Source organism: Ferriphaselus amnicola (assembly GCF_000974685.2).
Lineage (GTDB): Bacteria > Pseudomonadota > Gammaproteobacteria > Burkholderiales > Gallionellaceae > Ferriphaselus > Ferriphaselus amnicola.
The window spans coordinates 2,262,340-2,289,209 of record NZ_AP018738.1; the positions used below are offsets into that span (position 1 = coordinate 2,262,340).

Genomic DNA, 26,870 nt, shown 5'->3' on the forward strand with positions numbered 1-26,870 from the left:
GCAAGTGTGAACCTGACACTTTCGATATTCTATAAAGCAATCAGCATGCCAGACACTTAAAGCTCAGCTCCATCCGTCCCACAAAACGTGATGCAGGCTCCCCATCCAATTGATTTAATTAAATAGATCAAGGCATCTCTTGATGATAGCCCTCGACCGCAGATAGCTTTACGCCAGAGAAGAAACTGGCGCTTTGTGAGTTTTTTGCTGAGGATGCACCATTCGATACTCCAACCCAGTGCATTCCGAGCCCGCCGAAGCGCTCTCTATCTTCTTCTCGCACCCTTGCATTCGCAGTAGTTTTGGGCGCAAAGTACATACCGGATCCAATTTCACCTATTCTCACGATGAAACCCATCGTCGAACGCAAGTTATCAGACATCATGAACCCTCGAATTCAGTGCATTGCACTGGATACCACGGTGAATGAGGCGGCTAGGCTGATGGCCGAAGCCCATATTTCTTGTTTAGTGATCGAAGTCGAGCGTCATGCGGTCGGCATTCTTACCGAGCGCGATCTAGTCCGGCTGATGCATCAACACTGCCCTGAGAGCACCGAAGTCGTCGAAGTGATGAGCGCTCCGGTCTTTACCGTCACGCCCGATACCGATTTCAGTGATGGCATGTCCTTGCTGGCACAGCACTCGGTTCGCCATTTGATCGTCGCTGATGAACAAGGCATCGTTGTAGGCATTGTCAGCGAAACCGACTTCCGCACCCACCTTGGCTTGGATGTGCTCAACCGTATCCATCACTTGGATTCGGCAATGGACCGCAAGTCACCCAGCTTGCCGCCGGACGTATCACTGTCTGTCGTATTGGAGCGTATGGTGTGCGAACGCTGGGACTACGTCATCGTCACCAGCAATGAGTGCCCTATCGGTATCATCACCGAACGCGACATTCCGCGCCTACTCTCTGCCCATGCCAACCCTGATCACCTAATACTCAAAGATGTGATGAGTTCGCCGGTGCAGACCATCCCCATCTCCGCCTCTGTAGCCGAGGCCGTCGCCCGCATGAGCGAGCACCGCATCCGCCACATCGTAGTCGTGGATCAGGAGGGAAAATATAAGGGCTCAGTCAGCCAGCACGGACTACTGGAACGACTAGGGCTAGAAGTCACTGCCGAAGGCTGGCACGCTCACCGCATCGTCAGCGGACAGAAGACTGATCTAGAGAAGTTACTCCATGCCATTCAGGACTCCACTAACGAGGGATTATTAGTCGTTGCAGAAGATGATCGCATCCTTGAGATCAACCGCCAGTTCCAAGCACTCTGGCGTATTCCAGATGAAGTTATTTCCACCCGACTCGGCCAGCCGGTATTGGACTTCATCCACTCTCAACTCGCCGAACCCGAGCAGTTTCTGAGACTGGTACATCAGATCTGCGTGAATCAAGAAGCACGGCTGTCACGACTGCAGTTTGCCGATGGTCGAATTTTTGAGATGCACACTCGCTTACTTGATTTGGAAAATCAAAAAGCAAGACTGTGGACATTCCACGACATCACGGCACTGGAAACTGCGAACCAACAACTCGCGCGTGAACGCAACGAACTCAAGACGCTGCTCAACACCCTGCCACTCCTGATTTGGTTAAAGGATCCCAGTGGCAGATTTTTGGCCTGCAACCCCCAAGTTGAGCGCTGCATCGGTTTCAAGGAGAATAAGCTCTTGGGTCAAACTGAGCATGAATTCTTTCCACCCGAGGTGGTTGAGAATTTCTATCAGAAAGACCGTGAAGCGGTTGCCGCTGGGGGAGCCATCACTTCGGAAGAGTGGGTACGTTTCGCCGATGATGGTCGCGAACATCTACTCTCCACCACTAAAACTCCGATGCTGGATGAAGCCGGAAAACTCATCGGTGTACTTGGCTTTGCACTCGACATCACCGCTCGCCACCGTACAGCAGAAGCACTGCGCGAACGTCAGGAAATCTACAGCGCCATCGTCAATCAGGCCGCAGATAGCATCGTGCTGATCGATGCCGAGACGTTACGTTTTGTCGAATTCAACCAAGCTGCCTGCACTCGGCTAGGTTATAGCCGCGAGGAATTCGCCGAACTCACGTTGGCTGACATTCAGGCTGAGCTATCGACGGAGCAAGTGCGACAACGCATCCATGCCATCATCAGCCAAGGTCATAGTGCATTTGATGTGCTGCACCGACGTCGGGATGGGACACTACGTAATACGCATGTGAGCAGCCAGTGTGTGCTGATCGGCAACCGGCAATTCATGGCATCGATCTGGTATGACATCACAGAACAGAAGCGCAACGAGGAGAAGCTCAAACTCGCCGCCAGCGTATTTCAAGAAGCAGGAGAAGGCATCATCATCACTGATGCCGATGCCCACATCATGGACATCAACCGCATGTTCACCACCATCACTGGCTACAGCCGTGAGGAGGCGATCGGTGGGAAACCTAGCATTCTTAAATCGGGGGTACACGGCCATGAGTTTTATCAGGCGCTGTGGCAGGAGCTGTTAGAGACCGGCTACTGGCACGGCGAAATAAATGACCGGCGCAAAAATGGTGAGCAGTTCATCGAAGAGATCAGCATCATCGCCGTACGCAATGATGCTGGACTGGTTAGCCATTACATCGGCATCTTCGCCGACATCACCGAGAAGAAACAGCAGCAAGAAAAGATCGAGCGACTGGCTTATTACGACTCGCTCACGGGCCTACCCAATCGTGTAGTGTTGGCCGACCGCATGGAGCAAGCCATGGCGCGCGCTGATCGCAACAATCGCCACATCGCTTTCTGCTACATAGATCTCGATGGTTTCAAGCCGATCAATGACCGCTATGGCCACAAGGCAGGCGACAAAGTACTGATTGAGATCGGCCGCCGATTATCTGAAACGATACGATCCAACGACACGGTGGCTCGCCTAGGGGGCGATGAATTCGTGCTACTACTTTCCGATCTGGAAACCGCATCTGAAGGCAATCAGATATTGGCTCGAGTGTTGGAACGTGTAGCTCAGCCCTGTGACATCAGCGCCGACATCTCGGTAGCCGTCACTGCCAGTATCGGTGTCGCCCTCTATCCAAGCGACGAAAACGATCCCGATACCTTGCTGCGCCACGCCGACCAAGCCATGTATCAAGCAAAACAACAGGGCCGCAGCCGCATCCACCTGTTCGATCCTAGTGTCGATCTGCTGACACGCAAACAGCATCAGTTACGTGATGAAATAAAGTCAGCCCTGCAACGAAAAGAATTCGTCATCTATTGGCAACCTAAGGTAAACACCTTGCTTGATAAGGTGATCGGGGTCGAAGCATTGATACGCTGGCCGCGCGATGAGGGGCGAAGTCTGACCATGCCTGACGACTTTTTGCCCTTTATCGAACACGACGATCTGATCGTGAGCATAGGCGACTACGTTATAGATCAGGCACTAAGTACGCTATCACGCTGGCGAATCGAAGGGCATAACCTTTCCATCAGTATCAACGTTGCGCCGCGCCAACTACTCGCCCCAGACTTTTCGCGCAAACTGACATTGGCGATGGAAAGCTACGTCACTCCACCGGATCGATTAGAGCTTGAGATACTGGAAACCGCTGCACTGGGCGATCTGGAGCGGGTGACTCGCATCATCGAGGAGTGCAAACGACTGGGGGTCGGTTTTGCGCTAGACGATTTCGGCACCGGCTACTCGTCGATGACCTATTTCCGTCGTCTGCCCGTCAGCACAGTGAAGATCGACCAGTCTTTCGTCCGCGACATGTTGGTGGACAAGGAGGATCGTGCCATTGTCGAAGGCATCCTCGGCATGACAGCCGCTTTTGGCAAGCAGAGCGTCGCCGAAGGGGCGGAAACCCCAGAACACCTGACCGCCCTGCGTGAGATGGGCTGCCACATCGTGCAAGGCTACGCCCTCGCCCGTCCGATGCCGGAAGCGGATTTCCTTAACTGGCTAGAAGCTTTCAACGCCCAGCACAAAACGGCTAGCAACAGCGAAAATACCTAGTCGCTCAGCAGAGCCTCCTCACAGACAAGCTCATACCAACAGAAAAGCCGGGAAATCCCGGCTTTTCTGTTGGTATGAGCGATGCATTACTTGAGCTTGCTCAACAATTCCTGAATCTCGGCACGACGACCCGCATCCGCATCTTCGCGTCCCGGACGAGCTGGTGCGGCCTGCGCTTTCTTTAGGAATTCCACCGCTTTAGCCTTTTCGCCCTTCTCGGCGAGGAATTCGCCCATAAAGAAGTTCTGGTCGATACCGTTCGGATTGACTTTGAGCGCGCGCTCCAAATAGGCGCGTGCTTTGGTATGGTCACCAAAGGAAATGATGCGCGGCACTTTGTAGTACAGACTGCCCAACGAGGTCAGTGCCGAGCCATCCAGTGCATTCGCGTCGATCTTTTCTGCTTGCAACAGCAGATCACGTGCTTCCGAGGCTGTGCCACCCGCTGACAGTTTGCTCTGGTACTTGGCATGAGTGCTGGTGATAATGCCTTCCCAGATCAGCGCTTCAGGCTTGCCCGGAAACTTGGCGGTCACCTCGTGCGCTCTGGCTTGCAGCGCTTCAAAGTAGGCCTCTTGCTGCTTTTCTGGTGTGCTGTAGTAACCCTTGGCCCAGCCATGTTGCAGATCAGCGATGGCATCCATCATGGCATCAGCCATAGCCAAGCTTGAACTACCCATCAGGGCGGCAGCGAGTATCCACTTCGAAATCTTCATATATTCTTCCTTCCTAGCTGATTGAACGGATTATTCATTGCGGGCGAACTCACGAATCTGCGCATTCTGCTTGTGCATGGCGGCATCCACCAGACGCGGCAGTATAGCGTTGAGGCGCACAAATAGGCACTCCGGGAAACCAATGTAGTAGTCCTTGGCGTCCTTCTCGATCGCGAGCACGATGTTAGCAGCAACCAGATCCGGCTCGTCCATGTTCATCTTTAGCGCTTCCGACATACGGGCGGCTGCGCCAGCATTGATCGGCGTCTTGGTATAGCGCGGGGCGATGTAGGTCACGTCCACGCCCGAGCCATCCAGCTCGCGGCGCAGGGCTTCGGAGAAGCCGCGCACCGCGAACTTGTTGGCCGAGTAGGTAGTAAAACCAACAAAGGCGATGGAGCCGAAGATAGAGCCGATGTTGACGACACGCCCAGAGCCGCGTGCCACCATCGCTGGCAACAGGGCGCGGGTGAGCTGCATCGGTGCGATGACGTTGACCTGCCACATGCGTTGCAAATTTTCCGCGCTCTCGTTCTGGAACAGCCGGAAGCTCATGATGCCGGCCAGATTGATGACGATGTCGATCTGCCCAGTCGCTTGTGCGTCCTGCGCCAGTTTTTCGCCAGCGCCCTCCTCCAGCAGATTGGTGTGGAGCGCTGTGGCCTTGCCACCCTGATCGCCGATCTCTGCCAGTAGTTTGTCCAAAGGCTCACAGGGACGGTCAGCCAGCAGCAGTTCTGCACCTTTTTGCAGTAGTTTCAGGCACACCAGCCGACCGATCCCACCGGACGCACCGGTGACCAGAATACGTTTTCCGCTTAGATTCATGCGGCAACTCCAGCATCCAACGAACGGAAAATGTTGGCATATAGATGGAAAAACACTTTAGCGCAGTGGATCACCGCCTGCTTATCCTCGTCCGCTTCCAGCCGGTTGACTACACTCTCGAAGAAGTCGATGTGTTCCAGATCGAGCGAACCGTGGCTGGTGAGATAGGAGAAGGCGTTGTCTGGCAGGACTAGCGTTTGCTTGATGATGCCCGCCGCATGGGTAGCTAGCTGGATGCTGGTGCCTTCTAACACGAACACCATACCGAAGAAACCGCAGGGATTTTTGCGCATGATGGTGTCGTAAGCGTAAGCCACCATCAGCTCGGTGTGTAGGTTGGGCTGGCTGTGCCGAGCGGCTTCGGCATCAGCGCCACAGGCCGTGATGTCGCTCAATATCCACTCCTGATGTCCGATTTCCTCTTCGATGTAGTGCGCCAATGCCACACGTATCCACTCATGGCTTTCCGGTACGCGCCCGCCGCAGGTCATCAGCAACGGCGAAGTGTGTTTGACGTGGTGGTAAGCTTGAGTGAGAAAGGCGACGTATTCATCGAGCGTGACTTTGCCCTGAAGTGCTCGGCCAATGATAAGCACGGACAACAGTGCATTGCGCTCAGGGGCAGTGGCTTGTTGCAATTCTTCGTAAAAACTCATGTTAGGGTCTCCGTATAGAGCTGAGCCATCGCTTGGCCGTAGCGCGCCATTATCTCCGCGCGGCGCAAGCGACCATTGGTCGTAAGCAGATCATTCTGCGAGGTGAAGGGCTCGGATGCAATCAGCCACTTCCCGATCCTAGCGTAGTCCGGCAACGTAGCATTGGCGGCGGAGATCGCCTGAGCGACGGACTCTGCGATCTCTTTGCCCGGCAACGGACGTGGCACGATGATGGCGACGTTCCACGGTTTAGCCTCGCCGAACACGGCGGCCTGAGCGATGGCGGGCTGGATGATCAGCTCGCTCTCCACCCATTCCGGCGCGACGTTGCGCCCGAACGAAGTGATGAACATGTTCTTTTTGCGCCCCGTCAGATGCAGATAGCCATGCTCGTCCAGATAGCCGGTATCACCAGTGGGCCACAGACCGTCTTTGCTCGGTTTCTCCGGCGAACCGAGGTAGCCCTCGAACACCGAACCGCCGATCAGAATCTCGCCATCCTCGGCGAATTTGATCTTGACGTGCTGCAAGGGCTTGCCGACGCTACCAGGCAAGTTCGCTTCCGGCGTATTGACGGCGACCACCGACGAGCATTCCGACAAGCCGTAGCCTTCAAAGGCAGGCACGCCGAGTTGCTTGGCGGTTTCCAACAGGCGCGGCGAAACCGGCGCACCACCCACGGCGACGAAACGCAATGTGGCAGGAGTCGCTGCGCCCATACCGATGGCCGCGGTCAACGCATGTAGCATCTGCGGCACCATGATGGCCGTCGAAGCGCGCTGGCTGTGCATGGCGTGCAGCATGGCAGCGGTATCCAACGCCGCAGCGCCCGTCAATCCGACCTGCTGCAACGGCAGCACGCAAGCAGTCGCCCCAGCCAGCAGAGGAACATAGATGCCGCCGATGTTCTCCAGCAAGGTCGAAAGTGGCAACAAGCAAAGGTGACGATCTTCCGGTATCGCCGCCGTCGCTTGTCGCAGTGATTGTGCGACGTTCTCCATCGCCATCCGGCTTAGGCACACGCCCTTGGGATTACCGGTGGTGCCCGAGGTGTAGGTGATCTTGGCGGTGTGAACCGGCATAAGTACGGTGGTAGGCTGAGTCAGCCGCAGCAAACTCAAGCTGCCCGCAAACGGTGCTTGCATGCGCTCGACTTGGCCGGGAAGTAAGGCGGCGACGCGCTCTGGCTGGTCGGTGAGGATAGCCTCCAACCCACTATCGTGAATGGCGTGCAGCAGTTGTTGCGACGAGAAGAACGGTGGCAGCGGTACCAGCAGCGTGTTGCCGAACAGTGCCGCCAGATCGGCCACGGCCCAATCCAAACCGTTATCCGCCAATAGACCGAAGGTACGCAACCCAGTTCGGCTCATGCCAGAACCACATGTCATCACCCGCTCGATCAGCTCCGCGTAGCTTAGCTCCTCCTGCACACCTTGCAGCGCAACTGCATTCGGCTGTTGGCGGGCGTGGTCAGAGATTGCTTGGAATATCATGCTCATAGGATTACCTCTTTGTAGCTGATCTCGCCAGCCTTGGGAAACTCGCAGTGACTCTGTATCTCGTGATAGCCATAGCCTATGCTACCCGCCATCACAGTGGGCAGTGTATCGTAATAGCTGCCCCAGCCCGCACGCTGATCGATGCTCAGTTGCTCGATACTGGCCGATGCTAGCGGGATCGGACGCAAACCGAGACGATGGAAGCCGTTCTTTAACTCAGTCGTGCCGGTGAACACCACCCATTGATAGCCTTCTTGATAAAGCCGCACGGTGAGTGCGACGATCAACCAGCGCACTGCACCTGGATAGATGGCCGCCAGATTACCGATCTCGACGATCTTTTCACGAGATGGGCGATAGCCAAGCTTTCTTTCCAACACTTCATCAATCGGAGCATCTAGATAGGTTTCCAGGAACAGCGGTGCATCCGCCGCACAACGCACACCGAAAGCGGCCGTCAACTCGCCACGCCGCGTCCGCAACTCTAACAAACGTGGCATGAAACTGGTCACATCCGCCCCATAAGCGCGGCCAAAACATTCGTGGATAAAGCTCTCTGTCTGAATGCGCTCTTCACCTTCCGCTTCACGGATCACGAACATCTGATCTAGGAACTTGTTCAGGCTGCCGGCTTCTTTACCAGGGTGACCTAATCTACGGATGAACTGAGAAAGAGTCAGCTCAGCAGAGTGCTTCGACGCGTGCCTATTCATCTCAGGAGGATGAATCGCGACACGGGCAGTGGTTTCAGTCATGGCAGTTGTGTGTTCTTGTTTTTGGCATTATGCCAGCAGTCGCCCTCCGACTGAGGGCTTTAGCACCAAGTTCCCGGCACTGGCTACGGTTACCCACCAAACATCCTCAACAGCGCCAACATACCGGCGGCTTTGTCCAAAGTCTCCTGATACTCTGCCTCGGCGATGGAGTCGGCGACGATCCCTCCGCCTGCCCAACAACGCAGGTTATTTTCAGCCAAGACTAACGTGCGGATCGCGATGTTGCTATCCATGTTGCCGTCGTAACCGATATAGCCGATCGCACCGCAGTACACGCCTCGACGATGAGGTTCGAGTTCTTCGATGATCTGCATGGCGCGTTGCTTGGGCGCACCCGTGATGGAACCTCCGGGGAAGCAGGCACGCAGCAGCGACAGCGCATCTTCGCTAGGGGCTAGCTCACCCGTAACGGTACTGACTAGGTGATGGACGTTGGAATAGCTTTCGATCTCGAACAGAGTGGGCGTATGCACGCTACCGGGCAGGCAGCAACGACCTAGATCGTTGCGCAACAGATCAACGATCATCAGATTCTCGGCTCGATCCTTAGGGTGGGTACGTAGATCGGCCAGACGCATGGCATCTTCCTCGGCATCCGCGCCTCGCGGGCGTGTACCTTTGATCGGCTTAGTTTCCACGTGCCCATTTTCCACGCGTAAAAAACGCTCCGGGGAAGCGCACATGATCTGCGCTTGCGGCAGACTCAGAAAAGCGGAGAACGGAGCTGGACTGATCTCACGCAAGGCGAGGTAAGCGGTCAGCGCATCACCCTGCGCGTGTACGGAAAAACGCTGGGCGAGATTGACCTGATAGCAATCGCCCGAGTGCAGGTAACGCTGCACGGTATCGAAAGCAGTCTCGTAGCGGGCACGGGTAAAGTTGGAACTGATGGTCGACGCGACACGAAACGCACGCTCCGCTCCGGCCTGACCACAATCATTTACCGTGTCGAATCGCTCAGCGATATGATGCAAGAACACCTCAGTTTGCGGATGACGCAAATGCGAGACCAATTGAGCGGTGTGCAACTGATGATCGACCACCAACGCCCAGTCGTAAATACCCACGGCCATTTCGGGCAAGTGCTCAGCCTCTTGGGCCAAGTTAGGCAACATGAACCAGCGTCGCGCTAGATCGTAACTCCAATAGCCGAGTGCGCCGCCAGCGTAGGGAATGTCGGGCGAGTTTGTGGCCTTTACCCCCAGTTGCTCACGAATCAAATCGAGCGGATCCGCATCTGATCGCCACTCGGCGGCAACGCCACCTATCTCCGTCTGCTCGCCTTGCGTCACTAGGGTGGCAATGGGATGCGCGGTAAGAATATCGAAGCGCCCACGCCCGCCGCTATCCAACCACATCGCCCACGGCATATCCGCAATAGCGAGAAAGTAGGCACGGGAGTCGGCCTGATAAGGAAGCGGGTAGCGGAACATGGGAAGAGTTTAGCAGTGTCGCCCTTCGCTGCGCACGACGGGGCTAGTTTGCTCGCGTCTGTTTGAGCAGCGCTGACTTTTGTAGCTGCTCGAATATTTGCGGCAAAGCAGCGGTAGCTGCCTCTTCGCCTGCTTTGAACAGAGTCTGCTTAAGCTCTGGGCTGAAGTCGAACGAGCTGACGGAGATGCCGGGGCGGATCACCACGTTAGCCTCTTTGAGCTCATGGCCGAGGATGGACTGGCGCATGATGCGGATGCTCTGCACCAACACGTCGATCAGGCCGGAGGCATTCGGATGGTCTTGCGGCTGCTGCGAAATATCCACCGCGATCACCACATCCGCACCCATCTGTCGGGCAATGGAGGCCGGCACAGGATTCTTCAGATCGCCATCCACATAAGTGATATGGTTGATCTCGACGGGATTGAAAATACTGGGAATCGAGCTGGAGGCTCGCACCGCCACGCCGGTATTACCATGATTGAACACGGCCATACGACCGCTATCCAGTTCGGTAGCGACCGCTGCGAAAGGCCTGGGCAATTGCTCGATGTCGCGATTCTCCAGCGCACGATTGACAAAATCCTGCAAACGTTCACCGCCGATGATGCCGCGTCGCGTGATCGAATAATCGCGTATCTGACTCTCTTCGAGCTGCACCGCTAAATGCTCCAAGTCAGCCGCCGTGTAGCCACCTGCGTAAAGCGAACCGACTACGCTACCGACGCTGGTGCCGACCACGATATCCACTGGGATGTGATGCGCTTCCAACACCTTGATCACGGCAATATGCGCGAAGCCGCGTATGCCGCCGCTCCCCAATACCAACGCCACCACCGGCCTATCAGGATTGCGTAGCGGCTGGATGCTGACTGAACTGGGCGGCGTGACATCCTTGTACAGGATCTCCGGTGCCGTCGAGACACAGGCGCTGAGCAACAGCACCGGAATCAGCCATTGCAAGGGGCGAAGGCAGCGCAGCAGGGACATCGACAAACCCAAGCTTACAGCGCTTCGTTACTATAGATCACTGTCAGCGTATGCGACTCGCCCGCTGCCAGAGTCAGCACATTCTCAACGGCATTGGCACTTTCCACACAAAGCATGGTGCGATAGCCGGTATCGCTACCGAAGTCGCCCATTTTGGCCGCTTTTTCGATCCACGGGTTCCATACCACGGTCGAGCGGCTACCGCTCTTGGCGATGCGGATGCGGCGGTTCGCGCCGTTGTCCACGATGTCGCAGGTCGCTTCGGTGTCCAGATAGACGCGATCCACTTCGCTAGGGATAGTGATGTCACCGCTCTGCTGCTTCAGGTCCATACCCGTCACCTTGTCGCGGTAGGTGCAGCCGTCGAGCCCTGCGATACGAACATTGTCCACGTCGCTGATCGGGAAATACGTGTGCAGCGCCTCGCCCAGCGGGAAAGCCGTATCTCCGGTGTTATCGGTGACCAGATCCATGGTCAGCTTCACGCCGACGTTGATGTGCAATTGAACGCGGCAGGCGTGCGGCCATTGCGCCTTGGGCATGGCTGAGGCTGGCAGTTCAAACACGATCTGAGTTTCGCCGCCGGGTTGTGGACGCGCATCGACCACGTTCCAACCCACCGTGCGGGCAAAGCCATGTGCAGGAAAACTAGACTCGGAGGCATGAGCGCCGAACCACGGCCAGCACACTGGCACGCCGCCACGGATGGATTTGCCGACCACCAGCTTGGCGGCGGGACTCATCCAGATCACATCGGCCTCGCCTTTCGGCTTGAACGTCATCAGGTGCGCGCCTTGCAGCGCAATGGTCGCCTCGGCGTGAGCGTTGCTGATACGCGCCACGATCATGCCGGGCGCGGCTTCGACGAATTCGAGTTGCTCGGCGATGCCGAACTGCTGGTTCAAGGTAGAAAGGTCAGACATGAGAACTCCTGTGAGTGGCGTGGACGACGTAATGGGGCGGGATTATACCTGCTAGTCCGGCGGATATTGGGCTGGCTATTGTTCGTGCAACCAATCTAGCAGAGCTTCGAAGACTGGCTGCGAGGCGGCGGCTCCCGGCTGATTGACGATGCAGACGACGATCCACTGCTTGCCGCTGCGACTTTGCAGATAGCCAGCCACCGCCCGCGCCTCATTCAGGGATCCGCTCTTGAGGTGAGCATGGCCTGCGAGGGCGTGATCTTTGTAGCGCTTGCGCAACGTGCCATCCAACCCGACGATCGGCAGCGAAGCCTCGAACTCGGCTTGGAAGCGGCTGGCGCTGGCGTGTTGCAGCAACTGCGCCAGATGTTGTGGCGAGATGCGCTCCAGCCGCGACAGCCCCGCGCCGTTCTCCAGCACCAGTTCGGGTGCAGACATCCCAGCGTTACGCAACCAGTCACGGATGACGGCGCTGCTGGCCGCGATAGAGGCAGGCGCACCTTCTTTCAAGCTGAGCGACAGCAGCAGTTGCCGTGCCATCACGTTGTTGCTGAACTTGTTGGTGTCGCGGATGACTTCGGCCAGCGGCGGCGAAGTGTGCGTAGAAAGCAGCGTGGCGTTAGTGGGGACGAGGCCACCGCGCAGCCCGCCGCGCAGCGTACCACCCAGCTCTTGCCACAACGCTTTGAATGCCGAGTGGACATAATCGCGCGGAGACAAAGGGCTGAGGTAGAGATTGCGCTCGCCGCAGATCGCGGGGTAATCACCTTTCAATATCAGTTTGCCATCGGCGACAGTGACTTGGATCGCATCGTCCCAAGCACCGCAGTTGGCGCGATTTACCAGCCGCAACCGATTCTCGGGCACGAGTCCAGCCAGCTTGGGCTCGTCCAGCAATGTGACGGCGGTGCCTTGCGGCACCAAGCGCAAGGTCAGTACGCTGCCATTCAGCAGCAAGGCATCCGCCCCGCCGTTGTAGGGACGTAGCGGGTCGTTGTCGAAGGCGGCGGGATCAAACGGCGGCAAGTCAAAGGCGCTGCGATCCAGCACCAAGTCGCCCTCGATCTCGCGCAACCCACGATTGCGCAACTCGCGCAGCCACAACCAGAACTGCTCCAGCGACAGCTTGGGGTCGCCCGTACCTTTCAGAATCAGATCACCATGCAGCACGCCGTTGCTGTCCAGCTGCCCGCCCAACCAAGCCTCGGTCTTCCAAGTGTAAGCCGGGCCGAGCAGCTCCAGCCCAGCGTAGGTGGTGAGCAGTTTCATCACCGAAGCTGGATTCATCGGCTTCTCGGCATTCAGTGAGATCAGCGGTGAGCGGGCATTCACCTCGCGCACCTCGATGCCGACGTTACCGAGCGGGACTTGCACCTGCTTCAGCGCAGCCAACACAGGCGGCGGCAAGTCTGCTGCGTGGACGCTGGAGAATAGGCCAATCGTGAGCAGAAAAATGCGCAGGAAACTCATGTCAGTTGCTCGATGATGGTCAGGGTGTGGGTTACCAACATGCGAAACTCTTCCTCGCTAATAACGTAAGGCGGCATGAAATAGACCGTGTTGCCCATAGGGCGCAGCAGCAACTCGTGCTGCAAACCTAGGCTGAAGCAGCGCTGGGCAAAATCTCGGTGCGGAGTCTCCACCTCGAAAGCCCAGATCATGCCGGTGTTGCGGAAGTCCTTGACCTTGGGATGCTCGCGCAGCGGGGCAGCAAGTTGGTTGAACCGCGTCGCCTTGCGTTGATTCGCGGCGATCACATCGTCTGCGGCGAAGATATCCAGCGTCGCCAGCGCGGCGCGGCAGGCCAGCGGGTTGCCGGTGTAGGAATGCGAATGCAGAAAACCGCGCGCCACCTCGTTGGCATAGAAAGCCTGATAGATCGCATCGGTGGTCATCACCACCGACAGCGGCAGGTAGCCGCCGGTGATGCCTTTGGAGAGCAGCAGGAAGTCGGGGGCGATGCCGCCCTGCTCGCAGGCGAACAGCGTCCCAGTCCGCCCCATCCCCACCGCGATCTCGTCGGCGATCAGGTGCACGCCGTATTGCCTACACAACTCGCGCGCTCGGCGCAAATAGGCCGAGTGGTACATCGCCATGCCTGCCGCGCCTTGCACCAGTGGCTCGATGATGAAAGCGGCGAGTTGCGAGTGATGTTGTTGCAGATGCGTTTCCAGCGCGGCCGCGCAGCGCAGAGCGTAGTCTTCAGCGGATTCACCGGAGGCGGCATCGCGCCAGTCTGGGCTGGGGACAGTGGAGTTCTGGCGCACCAGCACGCCGTAGGCATCCTTGAACAGCGCCACATCGGTGACCGACAGCGCGCCCAGCGTCTCGCCGTGGTAGCTGTTAGCGAGGCTGATGAATTGCGATTTCTCGGACTGGCCGTGGTTGCGCCAATAGTGGGCGCTCATCTTCAGCGCGATCTCGGTCGCCGAAGCACCGTCGGAGGCGTAGAAGCAATGCCCCAGTCCAACGGGCGCCAGCTCGCGCAAGCGCTCGGACAACTGCACTACTGGCTCATGGGTAAAGCCCGCCAACATCACATGTTCGAGCTTGCCGAGTTGATCCGTGAGCGAGGCGTTGATGCGCGGGTTGCAATGTCCAAACAGGTTGACCCACCAAGAGCTGACCGTATCGAGATAGCGCCGTCCGTCCGCATCGAACAGCCACACACCTGCGCCGCGCGTAATGGGCACCAGTGGCAGCGTCTCGTGGCGCTTCATCTGCGTGCACGGATGCCATACGGCAGAAAGCGATCGAGCAAGGAGGTCTGAGTTAGGCATGGCGAGCAGCGGTTAGACTCGTTGATCGGTAGTTTCTAAACGACTGGTTTCGCTCCAAGGCGCCACCTTCACCAGCAACAGCATCCCCGGCACAGCGATGACGGCGCACAGCAAGAAGAAATTAGTCCAACCGATGCCATCCACCAGCCAGCCGGTGGTGGCATTGGCAAAGGTGCGTGGCACGGCGGCCAGACTAGTGAACAGGGCAAACTGCGTTGCGGTGTAAGCAGGGTGAGTAGTACGCGCGATGAAGGCGACGAACGCTGCCGTACCCACGCCCACGCCGAACGCCTCCAGCCCGATCACCAACGCCAAGTCGAGACGCTGCACGGCTCCAATCTCAAGCTGTTGCCCCAGCGCAGCCAGCCACGCAAAACCGAAGATGGCCAGTAGTTGCACCACACCGAACAGCCACAGTGCGCGATTGATGCCGATCTTCACCATCCACAGTCCGCCCAGCAAGCCACCAATCACTGCTGGCCACAGTCCGGCATTCTTGGCGATCAGCCCGATGTCGGATTTGCTGTAGCCCATATCCAGATAGAACGGCGTCGCCAGCGCGGTGCACATACTGTCACCGAGTTTGTACAGGAAGATGAAGGCGAGGATGAACAGCGCGCTGCGCCAGCCCTGACGCCCGATGAATTCATGGAATGGCTCAACCACCGCCTCGCGCAAAGTCTTGGGTACGGCAACACCCGCAGGTTCGCGCACCAGCAGAGTCATCGCAATGCCCGGCAACATGAACAACGCAGTGATGAGGAACACTGTGTTCCACGCGAAATGGTCGGCCAGAATCAACGACAGCGAACCGGGAATCAGCCCGGCGATGCGGTAAGCATTGACGTGCACTGAGTTGCCCAGCCCTAGCTCGGCATCTGACAGGATTTCACGACGGAAAGCATCCAGTGCGATGTCCTGCGTCGCCGACAATAGCGCCAGCAAAGTGGCGAGCAACACGATGGTAGAAAGCTCAGTCTGCGGCGAAAATCCGCCTAAAGTAGCGATGCTCACCAGCAAACCGACCTGCGTCAACAACATCCAGCCGCGCCGCCGCCCCAGCAGCGGCAAAGCGTAGCGATCGAGCAGCGGCGACCAGACGAACTTCCACGTGTAGGGGAACTGGATCAGCGCGAACAGCCCGATGGTCTTAAGATCGAGATGCTCGCTGCGCAACCAAGCCGGAACAAGGTTGAGCAGCAGGTACAGCGGCAACCCGGAAGCGAAGCCGGTGAACACGCAGATCGCCATCCTCCGCGTGAACAATTGCTCCCAGACGCTCATTCTGCGCGCTTGAACCGATACATCGCTGTCGCGCCGAACAGGTTGGGCAGTAGTCCGATTTCGTTGCCTTCCGTCATCACTCGGCGCTCAAGGATGCTGATCTGGTATTTTTCGCAAAACATCTCGAAGTCATCCAAGGTGCAAAGATGGACGTTGGGCGTGTCATACCATTGGTAAGGCAGCACGTCCGACACCGGCATCTGGCCGCGCAAGACGTTGAGGCGCGCCTTCCAATATCCGAAGTTGGGGAAGCTGACGATGCCTTCGCGCCCCACGCGCAGCATCTCACGCACCAACGGTTCGGTGTGACGGGTGGCTTGCAGTGTCTGCGACAAGACAACGTAATCGAAGGCATGGTCCTCGAAACCGGACAGGCCGGACTCCAAGTTGCTCTGGATCACGTTCACGCCGTTTTTGATGCAAGCGACGATATTCTGATCGTCGATCTCGACACCATAGCCACTCACCTTGCGCGTTTCAGCTAGGTAACGCAGCAAGCTGCCGTCGCCACAACCTAAGTCGAGTACGGAAGCACCTTCCGGTATCCAGCGTGCGATGGCGGCGAAGTCAGGGCGGGTGTTGATGAATGTGCTCATTTCAACTCCTTCGCGACTCGCTCAAGGTAGGCGTGCATCACAGCCATGTATTGCTCGTCTTCCATCAAGAAGGAGTCGTGACCATGCGCAGACGTAATTTCGGCGTAACTCACGTTGCGGTGGTTGTGCAACAGGGCATCCGCGATCTCGCGCGAGCGTTCAGGTGCGAAACGCCAATCCGTAGAGAACGACACCACGAGAAAATCTGCCTGAGCACGAGCAAAGGCGCGATTGAGATCGTGCTCAAAATCATGGGCCGGATCGAAATAGTCCAACGCTTTGGTCATCAGCAGATAGGTGTTGGCATCGAAATACCCAGCGAACTTGTCGCCCTGATAGCGCAGGTAGGATTCGATCTGGAACTCGATGTCGTAGCCGTAGTTCACCTTGCCGTGACGCAACTCGCGGCCAAACTTATTGGCCATCGCGTCGTCCGAAAGATAGGTGATATGCCCCAACATCCGCGCCAGCCGCAGGCCGCGCTTGGGCACGGTGTGATGCTGATAATAGTCGCCGCCGTGGAAATCCGGGTCGGTCAGGATGGCGTTGCGGGCGACATCGTTGAAGGCGATGTTCTGCGCGGTGAGCTTAGGGGCGGCAGCAATCACCAGCACGTTATGCACCCGCGCAGGAAAAGACAGCGACCACTGCAATGCCTGCATCCCGCCCAAACTACCGCCGATCACAGCGGCGAATTGCGTGATGCCCAAGCGGTCGGCCAAGCGCGCTTGCGACTCCACCCAGTCTTCTACGGTCAACACTGGGAAGGCCGCGCCGTAAGGGTGTCCAGTGGCGGGGTTCTGACTGGAAGGCCCAGTGGAACCGTGACAACCACCGAGATTATTCAATCCGATGACAAAGAACGTGTTCGTATCCAACGGCTTGCCGGGGCCGACCATGTTGTCCCACCAGCCGACGTTCTTCGGCTCATCGGCATACACGCCTGCGACGTGATGGTGGCCGGACAAGGCATGACAGATCAGAATGGCGTTGGACTTGTCAGCGTTCAGCATGCCGTAAGTCTCGTAAACCAAGTCGTAATGCGGCAACACCGCGCCGCTCTTAAGCTCGAGCGGAGTGTCGAAATGGGCGCGTTGCGCGCTGACTATACCTACTGAATTATCCAATGTGTACCTCAAAACAAAAACCCGCTCAGCTTGGGAGCTAGAGCGGGTCGCCTCGCTTTAGCTGGAATGTTTTAAGTGCCCCGCAAGCTGATGTCAAATCGGCACTGAGGCGGAGTTTCCGGCATTTATGGTGCGATGTCAAATGTAGGGATGCGCAACCCATAGCGGCTCGCGTTAGAATGCGCGCTGACTCCATGCCAGTGATCTTTTCATGCAGAACCAATCCACCGCCAAGTCGACCGACACAGTCACGCCATCCGACCGCCACCGCATCATCTTCGCCAGTTTGATCGGCACCACGATCGAATTTTTTGACTTCTACATCTATGCCACAGCGGCAGTATCGATATTTCCGCTGTTGTTTTTTGCAAAAGGTGACAACAACACCGCTTTACTAGCCTCGATGGCGACGTTCGGTGTGGCATTCGTGGCACGCCCCATTGGCTCGATCCTGTTCGGCCACTTTGGTGATCGAGTCGGACGCAAAGCCACATTGGTCGGATCGTTGCTGCTGATGGGCATCGCCACCTTTTTGATCGGCCTGCTGCCCACCTACCAGCAAGTCGGCTTATATGCCCCAGCAATGCTGACCATTCTACGTTTTTGTCAGGGCTTGGGCTTGGGCGGCGAATGGTCAGGGGCGGCACTACTGGCAACCGAGACCGCGGCACCCGGCAAGCGCGCCTCGGCGGCGATGTGGCCACAACTCGGCGCACCGTTCGGTTTCATCCTCGCCAACGGCTTGTTCCTGTTGCTTACTACGTGGTTCGGCTATGACTCTACCCATGCCGAGCCCACTGATCCCTTCTTGATCTGGGGGTGGCGTCTCCCATTCTTGCTTTCCATCGGCATGGTGGTGATCGGCCTATACGTGCGCCTCAAACTCAACGAGACGCCGGTATTCGCACGCGCAGTGGAACGCGGCGAGCGGCTGAAGTCGCCGCTGGCGGAAGTCCTGCGCAAAAATCCCCGTGAATTGCTGCTCGGCATGTTCATCATGGTCGCCACCTACGGCGTGTTTTACTTGATGACGACTTGGGTGCTTTCCTACGCCATCGGCAAAGTCGAGAGCGGCGGCCTCGGCATCGGCTACAAGGATTTCCTCAAGCTGCAACTGGCTTCGGTGCTGTTGTTCGCCGCCGGCATCCCCGTGGCAGGGAAATTGGCCGATCGTTATGGGCGACGCAGCTTGCTACTAGTCGTCACCGTGGCGCTCATCGTGTTCGGGTTCAGCTTCAGCCTATTCCTTGCGCCTGAAGCGATGGGCACAGGTGAGCAAGCCAACCTTGGGCTGATGTTGATATTCCTCTGTACCGGCATGTCATTGATGGGCCTAACCTTTGGCCCTATGTCAGCCTTACTACCTGAGCTTTTCCCCACCAACACTCGCTACACTGGCTCCGGCATCGCGTACAACTTGGCGTCGATTTTAGGCGCGGCACTCACACCTTTTGCGGCCACTTGGCTGGCACACAGTTACGGCGCAGGATCGGTCGGCATCTATTTAGCCATACTCGGGAGCCTATCTTTTGTCGCACTGTGGATCAGCCAAGAGACACGGGATAGGGATCTGGATACGATGGCAAGTGAAGCTGCCACAGAGGCCGTCGAATCGACGAGCCCATAAACCCTATGCTTGTAGCTCCTTACCAGAGTTCGCTGATCGTTGTTGCTCAAGCAAGCAAGTACCATCTGTCGTACAATCCGGCCATGAGCACCCCTCAGTTTTCGACTTTCAAACGATAGGTTCTGTCATATTGGCGATAAATCGCCGAGTGCTGAACCGATCTTCTCAGCACTCAGCTCAGCATGACAAGCCCAATTCCGCTGCGATTCGTAATGCTCTGAGACCGCATTAAATGAGTGCACCACTCACACAAAAGTGATGCACAGGAATTTGATTCTTAGGTTGCGAGAAATCGCATCTCCCAAGAATTCAGTGACATATTGATTCTTTTTACTGGCACGTCAATTGCTGGACTAACGATAGCGAAGTCGCTACCTAGGCCTTAGCTCATGCAACTGACGACCACAACCAGACTATCGATTAATAGAATACGTTTAGGAGTCCATCATTAATACCCGAGCCAAGAAACCACAAGCCCCTGCCACCATCGGCAATCTCCCACCTCTAGGCATGGATGCTGACAGCATCGTCGATGATTTCCGGCGCTATTTCAGCCACACGCTAGGACGCGATGAGTCCGCAGACACCAGTCATCAGATGTACGCCTCACTGGTACTTTCATTGCGTGATCGTTTGGTCGAGCGCTGGCGCAATACCCGACTGGCGTATCAAGAAGCGAATTGCAAGCACACTTACTACCTGTCGCTCGAATTCTTGATGGGACGTGCGCTGGGCAATGCCATGCTGAATCTAGACGTGGATGCCGCAACCGCCGATGCGTTGCGCACGATGGGCGTCGAGCTCGAAGCCTTGGTCGAACAAGAACACGATGCAGGCTTGGGTAATGGCGGCTTGGGTCGCTTGGCCGCCTGTTTCCTCGACAGCTGCGCCACCTTGCAGTTGCCGGTCACCGGCTACGGCATTCGCTACGAATACGGTATGTTCCGCCAGAAGATCGACAATGGTAACCAGCTTGAAGTGCCAGATCATTGGCTCCGCGACGGCAATCCTTGGGAGATCGAACGTCCTGAATACGCCACCCGCATCAAGTTCGGTGGCCACACTGAGTTCATCACCGACCAGTCAGGAAAAATGCAAGTGCGCTGGGTCGATACCCGCGATGTCATGGCAATGCCACATGACGTTCCAGTACCAGGCTACCAGAATGGCACCGTGAACACGCTGCGCCTATGGCGCGCGGCTGCCACCGAAGAGTTCGATCTATCCGAATTCAACGCGGGCAGCTACACCGAAGCAGTCGCTGCCAAGAATGCCGCCGAGCACATCACCATGGTGCTCTACCCAAACGATTCGAGCGAAAACGGCAAAGAGCTGCGCCTGCGCCAGCAATATTTCCTAGCCTCGGCCAGCTTGCAGGACATCCTGCGCGAGTGGGTCAAACTGCATGGCAATGATTTCAGCCAATTCGCCGAGAAAAACTGCTTCCAACTGAACGACACACACCCGACCTGCTCCGTACCGGAGTTGATGCGCTTATTGATGGACGAGCATGGCCTGAGCTGGAGCAAGGCGTGGACGATCACCAGCCGCACGATGGCTTACACCAACCACACTCTGCTGCCAGAAGCGCTAGAAAAATGGAACGTGAATATGTTCCGCCGCTTGTTGCCTCGCCTGATGGAGATCGTGTGCGAGATCAACGCCCACTTCCTTTCCGAGATCGCCTTGCGCTACCCCGGCGACACCGATCGCCAACGTCGCATGTCCATCATCGAAGAGGGTGACCAACAATATGTACGCATGGCTTACCTAGCCGTGGTCGCCTGCCACTCAGTGAACGGCGTTGCCGCGCTGCACTCGGAATTGTTGCAACAACATCTGCTGCATGACTTCTACGAAGTGTGGCCTAAGAAATTCAACAACAAGACTAATGGTGTGACACCACGTCGCTGGATGGCTTGGAGCAATCCAACCATGAGCAAGCTCATCAACCAGACCATAGGCGAAGGTTGGATCACCGACCTATCCCAGTTGCAAAAGCTGAAACCGTATGCCGATGATGCCGCCTTCCGCGCTGAGTGGCACCAAGTCAAGCAGGCAAACAAGCAACGACTGGCCGACTTGGTACTGCAAGATTGCGATGTGGACTTCGACACCCATGCGATCTTCGATGTACAGGTCAAACGCATCCACGAGTACAAGCGCCAGTTACTCAACGTGTTGCACGTCATTCACCTGTATGACCGCATCAAACGTGGCGACACGGCCGACCTGACTCCGCGCTGCGTACTCATCGGCGGCAAGGCTGCTCCCGGCTACATGATGGCGAAACGCATCATCAAACTGGTCAACGCCGTAGCTCGCGTGGTCAATGGCGACCCCGCCACCGCAGGCCTGCTGCGTTTAGCATTCTTGCCCGATTACCGCGTCTCGGCAATGGAAATCATCTGCCCAGGCACCGATCTATCCGAGCAAGTCTCGACGGCAGGCAAGGAAGCCTCTGGCACGGGCAACATGAAGTTCATGATGAACGGTGCGCTGACCATCGGCACACTGGACGGAGCCAACATCGAGATCCGTGAAGAAGCCGGCGCAGAAAACTTCTTCCTGTTCGGCCTCACCGCCGAAGAGGTCGATGCCAATCGCGCCAGCTACAATCCCGGTGCGATCATCGAGGGTGATGAAGACTTCAAGCGCGTGATGGGCTTACTGACCAGCGGCAACTTCAACCTGTTCGAGCCCGGCATCTTTGATCCGATCATCCATTCGATCTATAGCTCGAACGATCCGTGGATGACCGCTGCCGATTTCCGTAGTTACATCGACGCCCAACGCCGTGTCGATCAAGCCTACCGAAATCGCGACGAGTGGACACGCATGAGCATCATCAACACTGCCACCAGCGGCAAGTTTTCCAGTGACCGAACCATCATGGATTACAACCGCGAAGTGTGGAAGCTGCCACAGGTTGCCCCCAAACAACCTTAAGTCTGATCACTCCTCTGCCGAACTGAGTCCAACGGGTGGGCTCATGTTCGGTCGGGAAGTTTTCTAGTGGCAGGATGAGATCAGTTACCTCAATATCTCCATAATCTCTGGGCATATCTAATGCCTTCTGACACCAATTCTCACCAACCTCCCCCCAACGCCATGAACAGATCAGCCACAGCAGCTCGCTGTGAGCGCAAGGCATCTTGCATCAACAATTCCGCCTGTAGATAACTACGCTCAATATCGAGCAACTCTAGCTGGCTGACCACCCCACTTTGATAGCGAAGGCTCGCCTGTTGGTAGGCTTGCGCCAATGCTTCAGTGCGTAAGGACTCGGCTTCCAGCACTTGTTGCGTGGCTGTCTGCGCTGATAAGGCATTGCGTACATCAGCAAAAGCACTCGCCACGGCGTGTTGATATTGCACTACAGCTTGGTCGCGCGCAGCTTCCGCAACTTTGACTGAGTTTCCAATACGCCCCGCATTGAAGATAGGTTGACTGAGACCGGCAGCAAACTGAAAGACACCCGATGCTCCGGTGAATAAACTCGCGAAAGCGGTACTTTCGTAACCGTCATAAGCAGTGAGACTAATCGAGGGGAAATACTGTGCACGCGCCACGCCGATACGCGCATTCAGGGCGATCAGGTTCTGCTCAGCTTGTTTGAGGTCAGGGCGACGCAACAGTAATTCCGCTGACAATCCGGCTGGAACGTGTGCGGTGTAAGACTTAGGCTGACCGCGCGCCAGATCCGCACTCATCACCTCGCGTGGCGAGCGTCCGAGCAGCAGTGCCAGCGCAGCCTCTTGCTTGCCACGTACTTGCGACAACGTCGCCAACTGGGAACGCACCGCAGCTTCTTCAGCTTGCGCTTGGTGGAAGTTCAGTTCGGACAGGACTCCAACTTGGACTCGCGTTTTGTCCATCTCTAGAATTTGCTGTCGGCCCGCCAGTGCACGGCGCACGGCCACCTCCTGCGCGTCGTAGGCAAGCAAGGCAAAATACTGCTGCGCCACCTGAGCGGTCATCGACAAACGAACAGCATCACGAGATGCCTCGAAAGCCAGCAATTGCGCCCGTGCAGCTTCATTAGCGCGGCGCAATTTCCCCCATAGATCAAGCTCATAACTCGCATTTAAGGTGGCGCGAGAATAGTTCTGGATACGCGGCAGCGTCGCTGGACGCGGAAAAACACCGTTCAAGGTGTTCTTGGTGCGGCTATCACTCAGATTCGCACTCAACGTTGGGAGTTGATCGGCCTCGGAAATTCCCAGTTGCGCCTGAGCCTCGATCACCCGCGATGCAGCCACCTTCAGGTCGGCGTTATGTACCAACGCCTCTTGCTCCAGTGCATTCAACACAGGATCGCCATACGACTCCCACCAATGATCCCCTGGCAGAGCAGCTGTGGCTGGCTCCGCCGTGGTGACATGAGCACCCAAATCCTGAGGCAAGTCCAGCGCTGGACGCTGATAGTCTGGCCCACTTTTGCAAGCACCAAGGACTGCACAGACCAGCACAGAAAGCAACCAGGGCCGCGAGCGTTGCTGTTTGATCGACTTAGTCATGCGGATTCTCCTCGGCTTCGGGATGGAATTTTTCTGGGAAGTAGCGCCGCATCAGCACAAAGAACACCGGAATCAAGAATACCGCGAGTGCAGTCGCGGCCAGCATACCGCCCATCACACCGGTTCCGATGGCATGACGGCTATTGGAGCCTGCGCCGGACGAGATGGCCAGTGGCAACACACCAAAGATGAAAGCGATGGATGTCATCAAGATCGGACGGAAGCGCAAGCGACAGGCTTCCAGCGTCGCCTCGACCAAGTCCATGCCCTTGTCCTGCAAGTCTCGGGCAAACTGGATGATGAGGATAGCGTTCTTGGCCGACAAGCCGATGATAACGATCAGGCCGACTTTGAAGTAGATATCGTTCGGTAACCCGCGCAAAGTCACGGCCAGTAGCGCCCCGAGTATGCCGATAGGCACCACCAGAATCACCGCAAACGGTATAGACCAGCTTTCATACAAGGCAGCCAGACACAGGAACACCGCGATCACCGACAGGCCGAACAGGAGCGGGGCTTGATTGCCGGAGAGCTTTTCTTCACTTGAGGTACCCGACCACTCGAAGCCAAAGCCCGGTGGCAATTGCGCAGCGATCTGCTCCATCGCCGCCATGGCTTCGCCACTGCTATGGCCAGGCGCAGGGCCGCCCGCGATCTTCGCCGACGGCATACCGTTGTAGCGATCCAATTTGGGCGCACCGACCACCCAATGCGGAGTACATATCTCGGACAGCGGCACCATGCCGCCCTTAGCATTGCGCACCGGCAAACGCAAAATCTGCTCGACGGTGGCGCGAGTCGCCGCTTCCGCCTGCAACTGGACGCGCAAAATGCGGCCATTGCGCACGAAGTCGTTGATGTAAGCCACCCCGAGTGCCGATTGCAGCGTCTCGTTCAGCTCGCTCATATCCACACCCAGCGCCTGCGCCTTGATCCGATTCACATCCATCTGTAGTTGCGGTGCGGGCTCCTGCCCTTCCGGTCGCACTCCGGCGAACACTGGATTCTTGCTGGCCATGCCCAACACCATGTTGCGCGCCTCCATCAGCTTGTCGCGTCCTTGGCCTGAGCGATCCTGCAAGCGGAAGTCGAAACCGCCGACCGCCGCCAACTCTGGGATAGGCGGCACGTTGACGGAGAAGATCATCGCTTGCTTGATGCCGAACAGCGCCATGTTTGCACGCTTCACCAACGATGCCGCATCGCTCCCCTCCTGAGTGCGCTCATCCCAATCCTTGAGGCGCACGAAGGTCATCGCGGTATTCTGTCCGCGTCCGAAAAAGGAAAACCCCATCACACCGATGACATGTTCGACCTCGGGCTGTTTCAAGTAGAACGCCTCAACCTGTTGCAGGACCTCTTGAGCACGCTCCCGCGTCGCCCCAGACGGGAGTTGAATCACACTGAAAAAATATCCCTGATCCTCTTCCGGCAAGAAGCTCGTCGGCAGCTGCACCAGCAACCAGCCCATGCCGACCAAGATCGCCGCATACACAGCCATGGCGCGTCCGCTGCGACCAAGAATACGGCGCACGCTGGATTGATAACGCTGAGAGTTACGCACAAAGAAGCGATTGAACCAGCCAAAAAAGCCGGTCGTCGGCATCAGTTTCTCTGGTTCATGCTTCATCATCGAAGCACATAGCGCAGGCGTCAGTGTCAGTGCGATGAGCACTGAGAATGCCATCGCCAACACCAGCGTAACCGCGAACTGTTTGTAGATCGCACCGACCGAGCCGCTGAAGAACGCCATCGGTACAAACACTGCCGACAGCACCACACTGATCGCGATGATGGCATTGAAGATCTGATCCATCGCCTTGCGTGTGGCGGCACGCGGCGGTAGTCCCTCCTCCATCATGATGCGCTCGACGTTCTCCACCACCACGATGGCATCGTCCACCACGATACCGATCGCCAGCACCATAGCGAATAAGGTCAGAATATTGATCGAATAGCCTAGAAAATATAGGCCGACCACCGTACCAGTCAGCGCGACCGGAACAACGATGGTGGGAATGAAGGTCGCCCGCAGATTGCCGAGGAACAGATACATCACAAAGAACACCAGCACCATGGCAATGCCCAGTGTCATCACCACTTCGTGGATAGCGATATCCACGAACTTCGAGGTGTCATACGGGATTTCCCAACCTATGCCTTGCGGGAACTGCTTGGACAACTCGGCCATTTTATCTTTGATGGCACGAGCCGTTTCCAACGCATTGGCCCCCGGTGCCAAACGGATCGCAATCGCCGAGGCGGGCTGGCCATCCAGACGCGCCGCCATCGAATAATCTTCCGCCCCCAACTCGATTCGGGCGACATCACGCAAGCGCACCGAAGAACCATTGGGATTGGCGCGTATCACCACATTGCCAAATTCCTCCGGCGAAGACAGTCGGCTCTTAGTAACGATGACCGCATTGAGCTGTTGCCCAGGAGCAGCAGGCAACTGTCCCAACTCGCCCATCGCAAGCTGGGTATTTTGGGCAGCCACGGCGCGCTTGACATCGGCTGGGGTCAAATTGTAGGCATACAGCTTGTTGGTATCCAACCATAACCGCATCGAATATTCGGTACCAAAAAGAACCGCCTCACCAACGCCGGGAACCCGCAGGATGTGATCAAGTACGCTGGATGCGGCATAGCTGCCTAATGCGACATTATCCCGACTCTTATCTGGCGAGATCAGCGCCACAAACATCAGATAGTTGCGTGCCGCCTTGCCGACCGTGATGCCCGCCCGCTGTACCTCCTGCGGCAAGCGCGGCTCCGCCCGCTTGATCCGGTTCTGAGCTTCGACTGAAGACACATCCAGATCCGTCCCTGCCTCGAAGGTCAGGGTGATGGTACCGCGCCCTTGCTCGGAGGCAGACTCCATGTAAAGCAAATGTTCGATCCCGTTGAGCTGCTGCTCGACCAAGGTCACCGCCGTGTCCTCGACCACTTGGGCAGATGCCCCTGGATAGATGATATTGACCGCGATAGCGGGTGGCGCGACGGTCGGATAGGCCGTGATAGGAAGCTTCTGGAAGGCCAATGCGCCACACAGCATAATGACCAGCGCGATCACCCAAGCGAAAATAGGGCGATCAATAAAGAATTTTGCGAACACG

19 protein-coding genes are annotated in these 26,870 nt (G+C 57.0%); 3 read left to right on the forward strand and 16 right to left on the reverse strand.

What is annotated here, in order from left to right:
• Positions 1-127: 127 nt before the first annotated feature.
• Positions 128-385 carry a hypothetical protein gene (locus OYT1_RS13720; RefSeq protein WP_172588552.1) on the reverse strand — a complete coding sequence of 86 codons (258 nt, stop codon included), beginning with the start codon at positions 383-385 and terminating at the stop codon, positions 128-130.
• Between OYT1_RS13720 and OYT1_RS11340 the strand changes: the two genes are divergently transcribed.
• A complete protein-coding gene (locus OYT1_RS11340; RefSeq protein WP_172588553.1) occupies positions 384-3,995 on the forward strand; it encodes an EAL domain-containing protein in 3,612 nt (1,203 codons plus the stop codon). The two genes, OYT1_RS13720 and OYT1_RS11340, sit on opposite strands and share 2 nt — an antisense overlap.
• Positions 3,996-4,081: 86 nt before the next feature.
• Here the strand turns inward: OYT1_RS11340 and OYT1_RS11345 are convergent, their stop codons facing one another.
• The 13 genes from OYT1_RS11345 to metX form a co-directional block, all read right to left on the reverse strand.
• Positions 4,082-4,711: a tetratricopeptide repeat protein gene (locus OYT1_RS11345; protein ID WP_172588554.1), complete on the reverse strand. Its 630-nt coding sequence runs from the start codon at positions 4,709-4,711 to the stop codon at positions 4,082-4,084.
• Positions 4,712-4,741: 30 nt separating this feature from the next.
• Positions 4,742-5,539: an SDR family oxidoreductase gene (locus OYT1_RS11350; RefSeq protein WP_062626718.1), complete on the reverse strand. Its 798-nt coding sequence runs from the start codon at positions 5,537-5,539 to the stop codon at positions 4,742-4,744.
• The gene (locus tag OYT1_RS11355; RefSeq protein ID WP_062626717.1) at positions 5,536-6,195 is read right to left on the reverse strand and encodes a TenA family transcriptional regulator; all 660 of its coding nucleotides are present in this window, start codon (positions 6,193-6,195) and stop codon (positions 5,536-5,538) included. The genes OYT1_RS11350 and OYT1_RS11355 overlap by 4 nt, the downstream gene beginning before the upstream one ends.
• Positions 6,192-7,694, reverse strand: a complete 1,503-nt coding sequence (locus OYT1_RS11360; RefSeq protein WP_062626716.1) for an AMP-binding protein — start codon at positions 7,692-7,694, stop codon at positions 6,192-6,194. The genes OYT1_RS11355 and OYT1_RS11360 overlap by 4 nt, the downstream gene beginning before the upstream one ends.
• Entirely contained in the window at positions 7,691-8,449 is a 759-nt protein-coding gene (locus tag OYT1_RS11365) for a thermostable hemolysin (protein WP_062626715.1), read from the reverse strand. The genes OYT1_RS11360 and OYT1_RS11365 overlap by 4 nt, the downstream gene beginning before the upstream one ends.
• A gap of 89 nt (positions 8,450-8,538) precedes the next feature.
• Positions 8,539-9,903, reverse strand: coding sequence for an aminodeoxychorismate synthase component I (pabB, locus tag OYT1_RS11370; RefSeq protein ID WP_062626714.1), 1,365 nt, complete (start codon positions 9,901-9,903; stop codon positions 8,539-8,541).
• A gap of 43 nt (positions 9,904-9,946) precedes the next feature.
• Positions 9,947-10,894 (reverse strand): patatin-like phospholipase family protein, encoded by a 948-nt coding sequence (locus OYT1_RS11375; RefSeq protein ID WP_062626713.1) that lies wholly within the window; start codon positions 10,892-10,894, stop codon positions 9,947-9,949.
• Positions 10,895-10,908: 14 nt separating this feature from the next.
• Complete coding sequence (locus OYT1_RS11380) at positions 10,909-11,817, reverse strand: D-hexose-6-phosphate mutarotase (protein WP_062626712.1); 909 nt, start codon at positions 11,815-11,817, stop codon at positions 10,909-10,911.
• 75 nt (positions 11,818-11,892) lie between these two features.
• Positions 11,893-13,287 (reverse strand): D-alanyl-D-alanine carboxypeptidase/D-alanyl-D-alanine endopeptidase, encoded by a 1,395-nt coding sequence (gene dacB / locus OYT1_RS11385; RefSeq protein WP_062626711.1) that lies wholly within the window; start codon positions 13,285-13,287, stop codon positions 11,893-11,895.
• The gene (bioA, locus tag OYT1_RS11390) at positions 13,284-14,597 is read right to left on the reverse strand and encodes an adenosylmethionine--8-amino-7-oxononanoate transaminase (protein ID WP_062626710.1); all 1,314 of its coding nucleotides are present in this window, start codon (positions 14,595-14,597) and stop codon (positions 13,284-13,286) included. The genes dacB and bioA overlap by 4 nt, the downstream gene beginning before the upstream one ends.
• A 12-nt stretch (positions 14,598-14,609) precedes the next feature.
• Complete coding sequence (locus OYT1_RS11395; protein ID WP_062626709.1) at positions 14,610-15,881, reverse strand: AmpG family muropeptide MFS transporter; 1,272 nt, start codon at positions 15,879-15,881, stop codon at positions 14,610-14,612.
• Positions 15,878-16,477 (reverse strand): methionine biosynthesis protein MetW, encoded by a 600-nt coding sequence (gene metW, locus OYT1_RS11400; protein ID WP_062626708.1) that lies wholly within the window; start codon positions 16,475-16,477, stop codon positions 15,878-15,880. The genes OYT1_RS11395 and metW overlap by 4 nt, the downstream gene beginning before the upstream one ends.
• The gene (metX, locus tag OYT1_RS11405) at positions 16,474-17,604 is read right to left on the reverse strand and encodes a homoserine O-succinyltransferase MetX (RefSeq protein ID WP_062626707.1); all 1,131 of its coding nucleotides are present in this window, start codon (positions 17,602-17,604) and stop codon (positions 16,474-16,476) included. Before metX ends, metW begins: the two co-directional genes overlap by 4 nt.
• 211 nt (positions 17,605-17,815) lie before the next feature.
• Between metX and OYT1_RS11410 the strand changes: the two genes are divergently transcribed.
• Together OYT1_RS11410 and OYT1_RS11415 are read left to right on the forward strand one after the other, a co-directional pair.
• A complete protein-coding gene (locus tag OYT1_RS11410; protein WP_062626706.1) occupies positions 17,816-19,231 on the forward strand; it encodes an MFS transporter in 1,416 nt (471 codons plus the stop codon).
• A 510-nt stretch (positions 19,232-19,741) separates the two neighbouring features.
• Positions 19,742-22,180, forward strand: coding sequence for a glycogen/starch/alpha-glucan phosphorylase (locus tag OYT1_RS11415; protein ID WP_084611986.1), 2,439 nt, complete (start codon positions 19,742-19,744; stop codon positions 22,178-22,180).
• A gap of 140 nt (positions 22,181-22,320) precedes the next feature.
• On the opposite strand, the gene OYT1_RS11420 is transcribed toward OYT1_RS11415, so the two are convergent.
• Together OYT1_RS11420 and OYT1_RS11425 are read right to left on the reverse strand one after the other, a co-directional pair.
• Entirely contained in the window at positions 22,321-23,751 is a 1,431-nt protein-coding gene (locus OYT1_RS11420) for an efflux transporter outer membrane subunit (RefSeq protein WP_062626704.1), read from the reverse strand.
• Positions 23,744-26,869, reverse strand: a complete 3,126-nt coding sequence (locus OYT1_RS11425; protein ID WP_062626703.1) for an efflux RND transporter permease subunit — start codon at positions 26,867-26,869, stop codon at positions 23,744-23,746. Before OYT1_RS11425 ends, OYT1_RS11420 begins: the two co-directional genes overlap by 8 nt.
• Position 26,870: the final 1 nt, after the last annotated feature.

Coding starts and splice junctions, on each gene's coding strand:
- OYT1_RS11340 (WP_172588553.1), top strand. CDS start 384: ATGAACCCTCGAATTCAGTGCATTGCACTGGATACCACGGTGAATGAG.
- OYT1_RS13720 (WP_172588552.1), bottom strand. CDS start 385: ATGATGTCTGATAACTTGCGTTCGACGATGGGTTTCATCGTGAGAATA.
- OYT1_RS11345 (WP_172588554.1), bottom strand. CDS start 4,711: ATGAAGATTTCGAAGTGGATACTCGCTGCCGCCCTGATGGGTAGTTCA.
- OYT1_RS11350 (WP_062626718.1), bottom strand. CDS start 5,539: ATGAATCTAAGCGGAAAACGTATTCTGGTCACCGGTGCGTCCGGTGGG.
- OYT1_RS11355 (WP_062626717.1), bottom strand. CDS start 6,195: ATGAGTTTTTACGAAGAATTGCAACAAGCCACTGCCCCTGAGCGCAAT.
- OYT1_RS11360 (WP_062626716.1), bottom strand. CDS start 7,694: ATGAGCATGATATTCCAAGCAATCTCTGACCACGCCCGCCAACAGCCG.
- OYT1_RS11365 (WP_062626715.1), bottom strand. CDS start 8,449: ATGACTGAAACCACTGCCCGTGTCGCGATTCATCCTCCTGAGATGAAT.
- pabB (WP_062626714.1), bottom strand. CDS start 9,903: ATGTTCCGCTACCCGCTTCCTTATCAGGCCGACTCCCGTGCCTACTTT.
- OYT1_RS11375 (WP_062626713.1), bottom strand. CDS start 10,894: ATGTCCCTGCTGCGCTGCCTTCGCCCCTTGCAATGGCTGATTCCGGTG.
- OYT1_RS11380 (WP_062626712.1), bottom strand. CDS start 11,817: ATGTCTGACCTTTCTACCTTGAACCAGCAGTTCGGCATCGCCGAGCAA.
- dacB (WP_062626711.1), bottom strand. CDS start 13,287: ATGAGTTTCCTGCGCATTTTTCTGCTCACGATTGGCCTATTCTCCAGC.
- bioA (WP_062626710.1), bottom strand. CDS start 14,597: ATGCCTAACTCAGACCTCCTTGCTCGATCGCTTTCTGCCGTATGGCAT.
- OYT1_RS11395 (WP_062626709.1), bottom strand. CDS start 15,881: ATGAGCGTCTGGGAGCAATTGTTCACGCGGAGGATGGCGATCTGCGTG.
- metW (WP_062626708.1), bottom strand. CDS start 16,477: ATGAGCACATTCATCAACACCCGCCCTGACTTCGCCGCCATCGCACGC.
- OYT1_RS11410 (WP_062626706.1), top strand. CDS start 17,816: ATGCAGAACCAATCCACCGCCAAGTCGACCGACACAGTCACGCCATCC.
- OYT1_RS11415 (WP_084611986.1), top strand. CDS start 19,742: ATGGATGCTGACAGCATCGTCGATGATTTCCGGCGCTATTTCAGCCAC.
- OYT1_RS11420 (WP_062626704.1), bottom strand. CDS start 23,751: ATGACTAAGTCGATCAAACAGCAACGCTCGCGGCCCTGGTTGCTTTCT.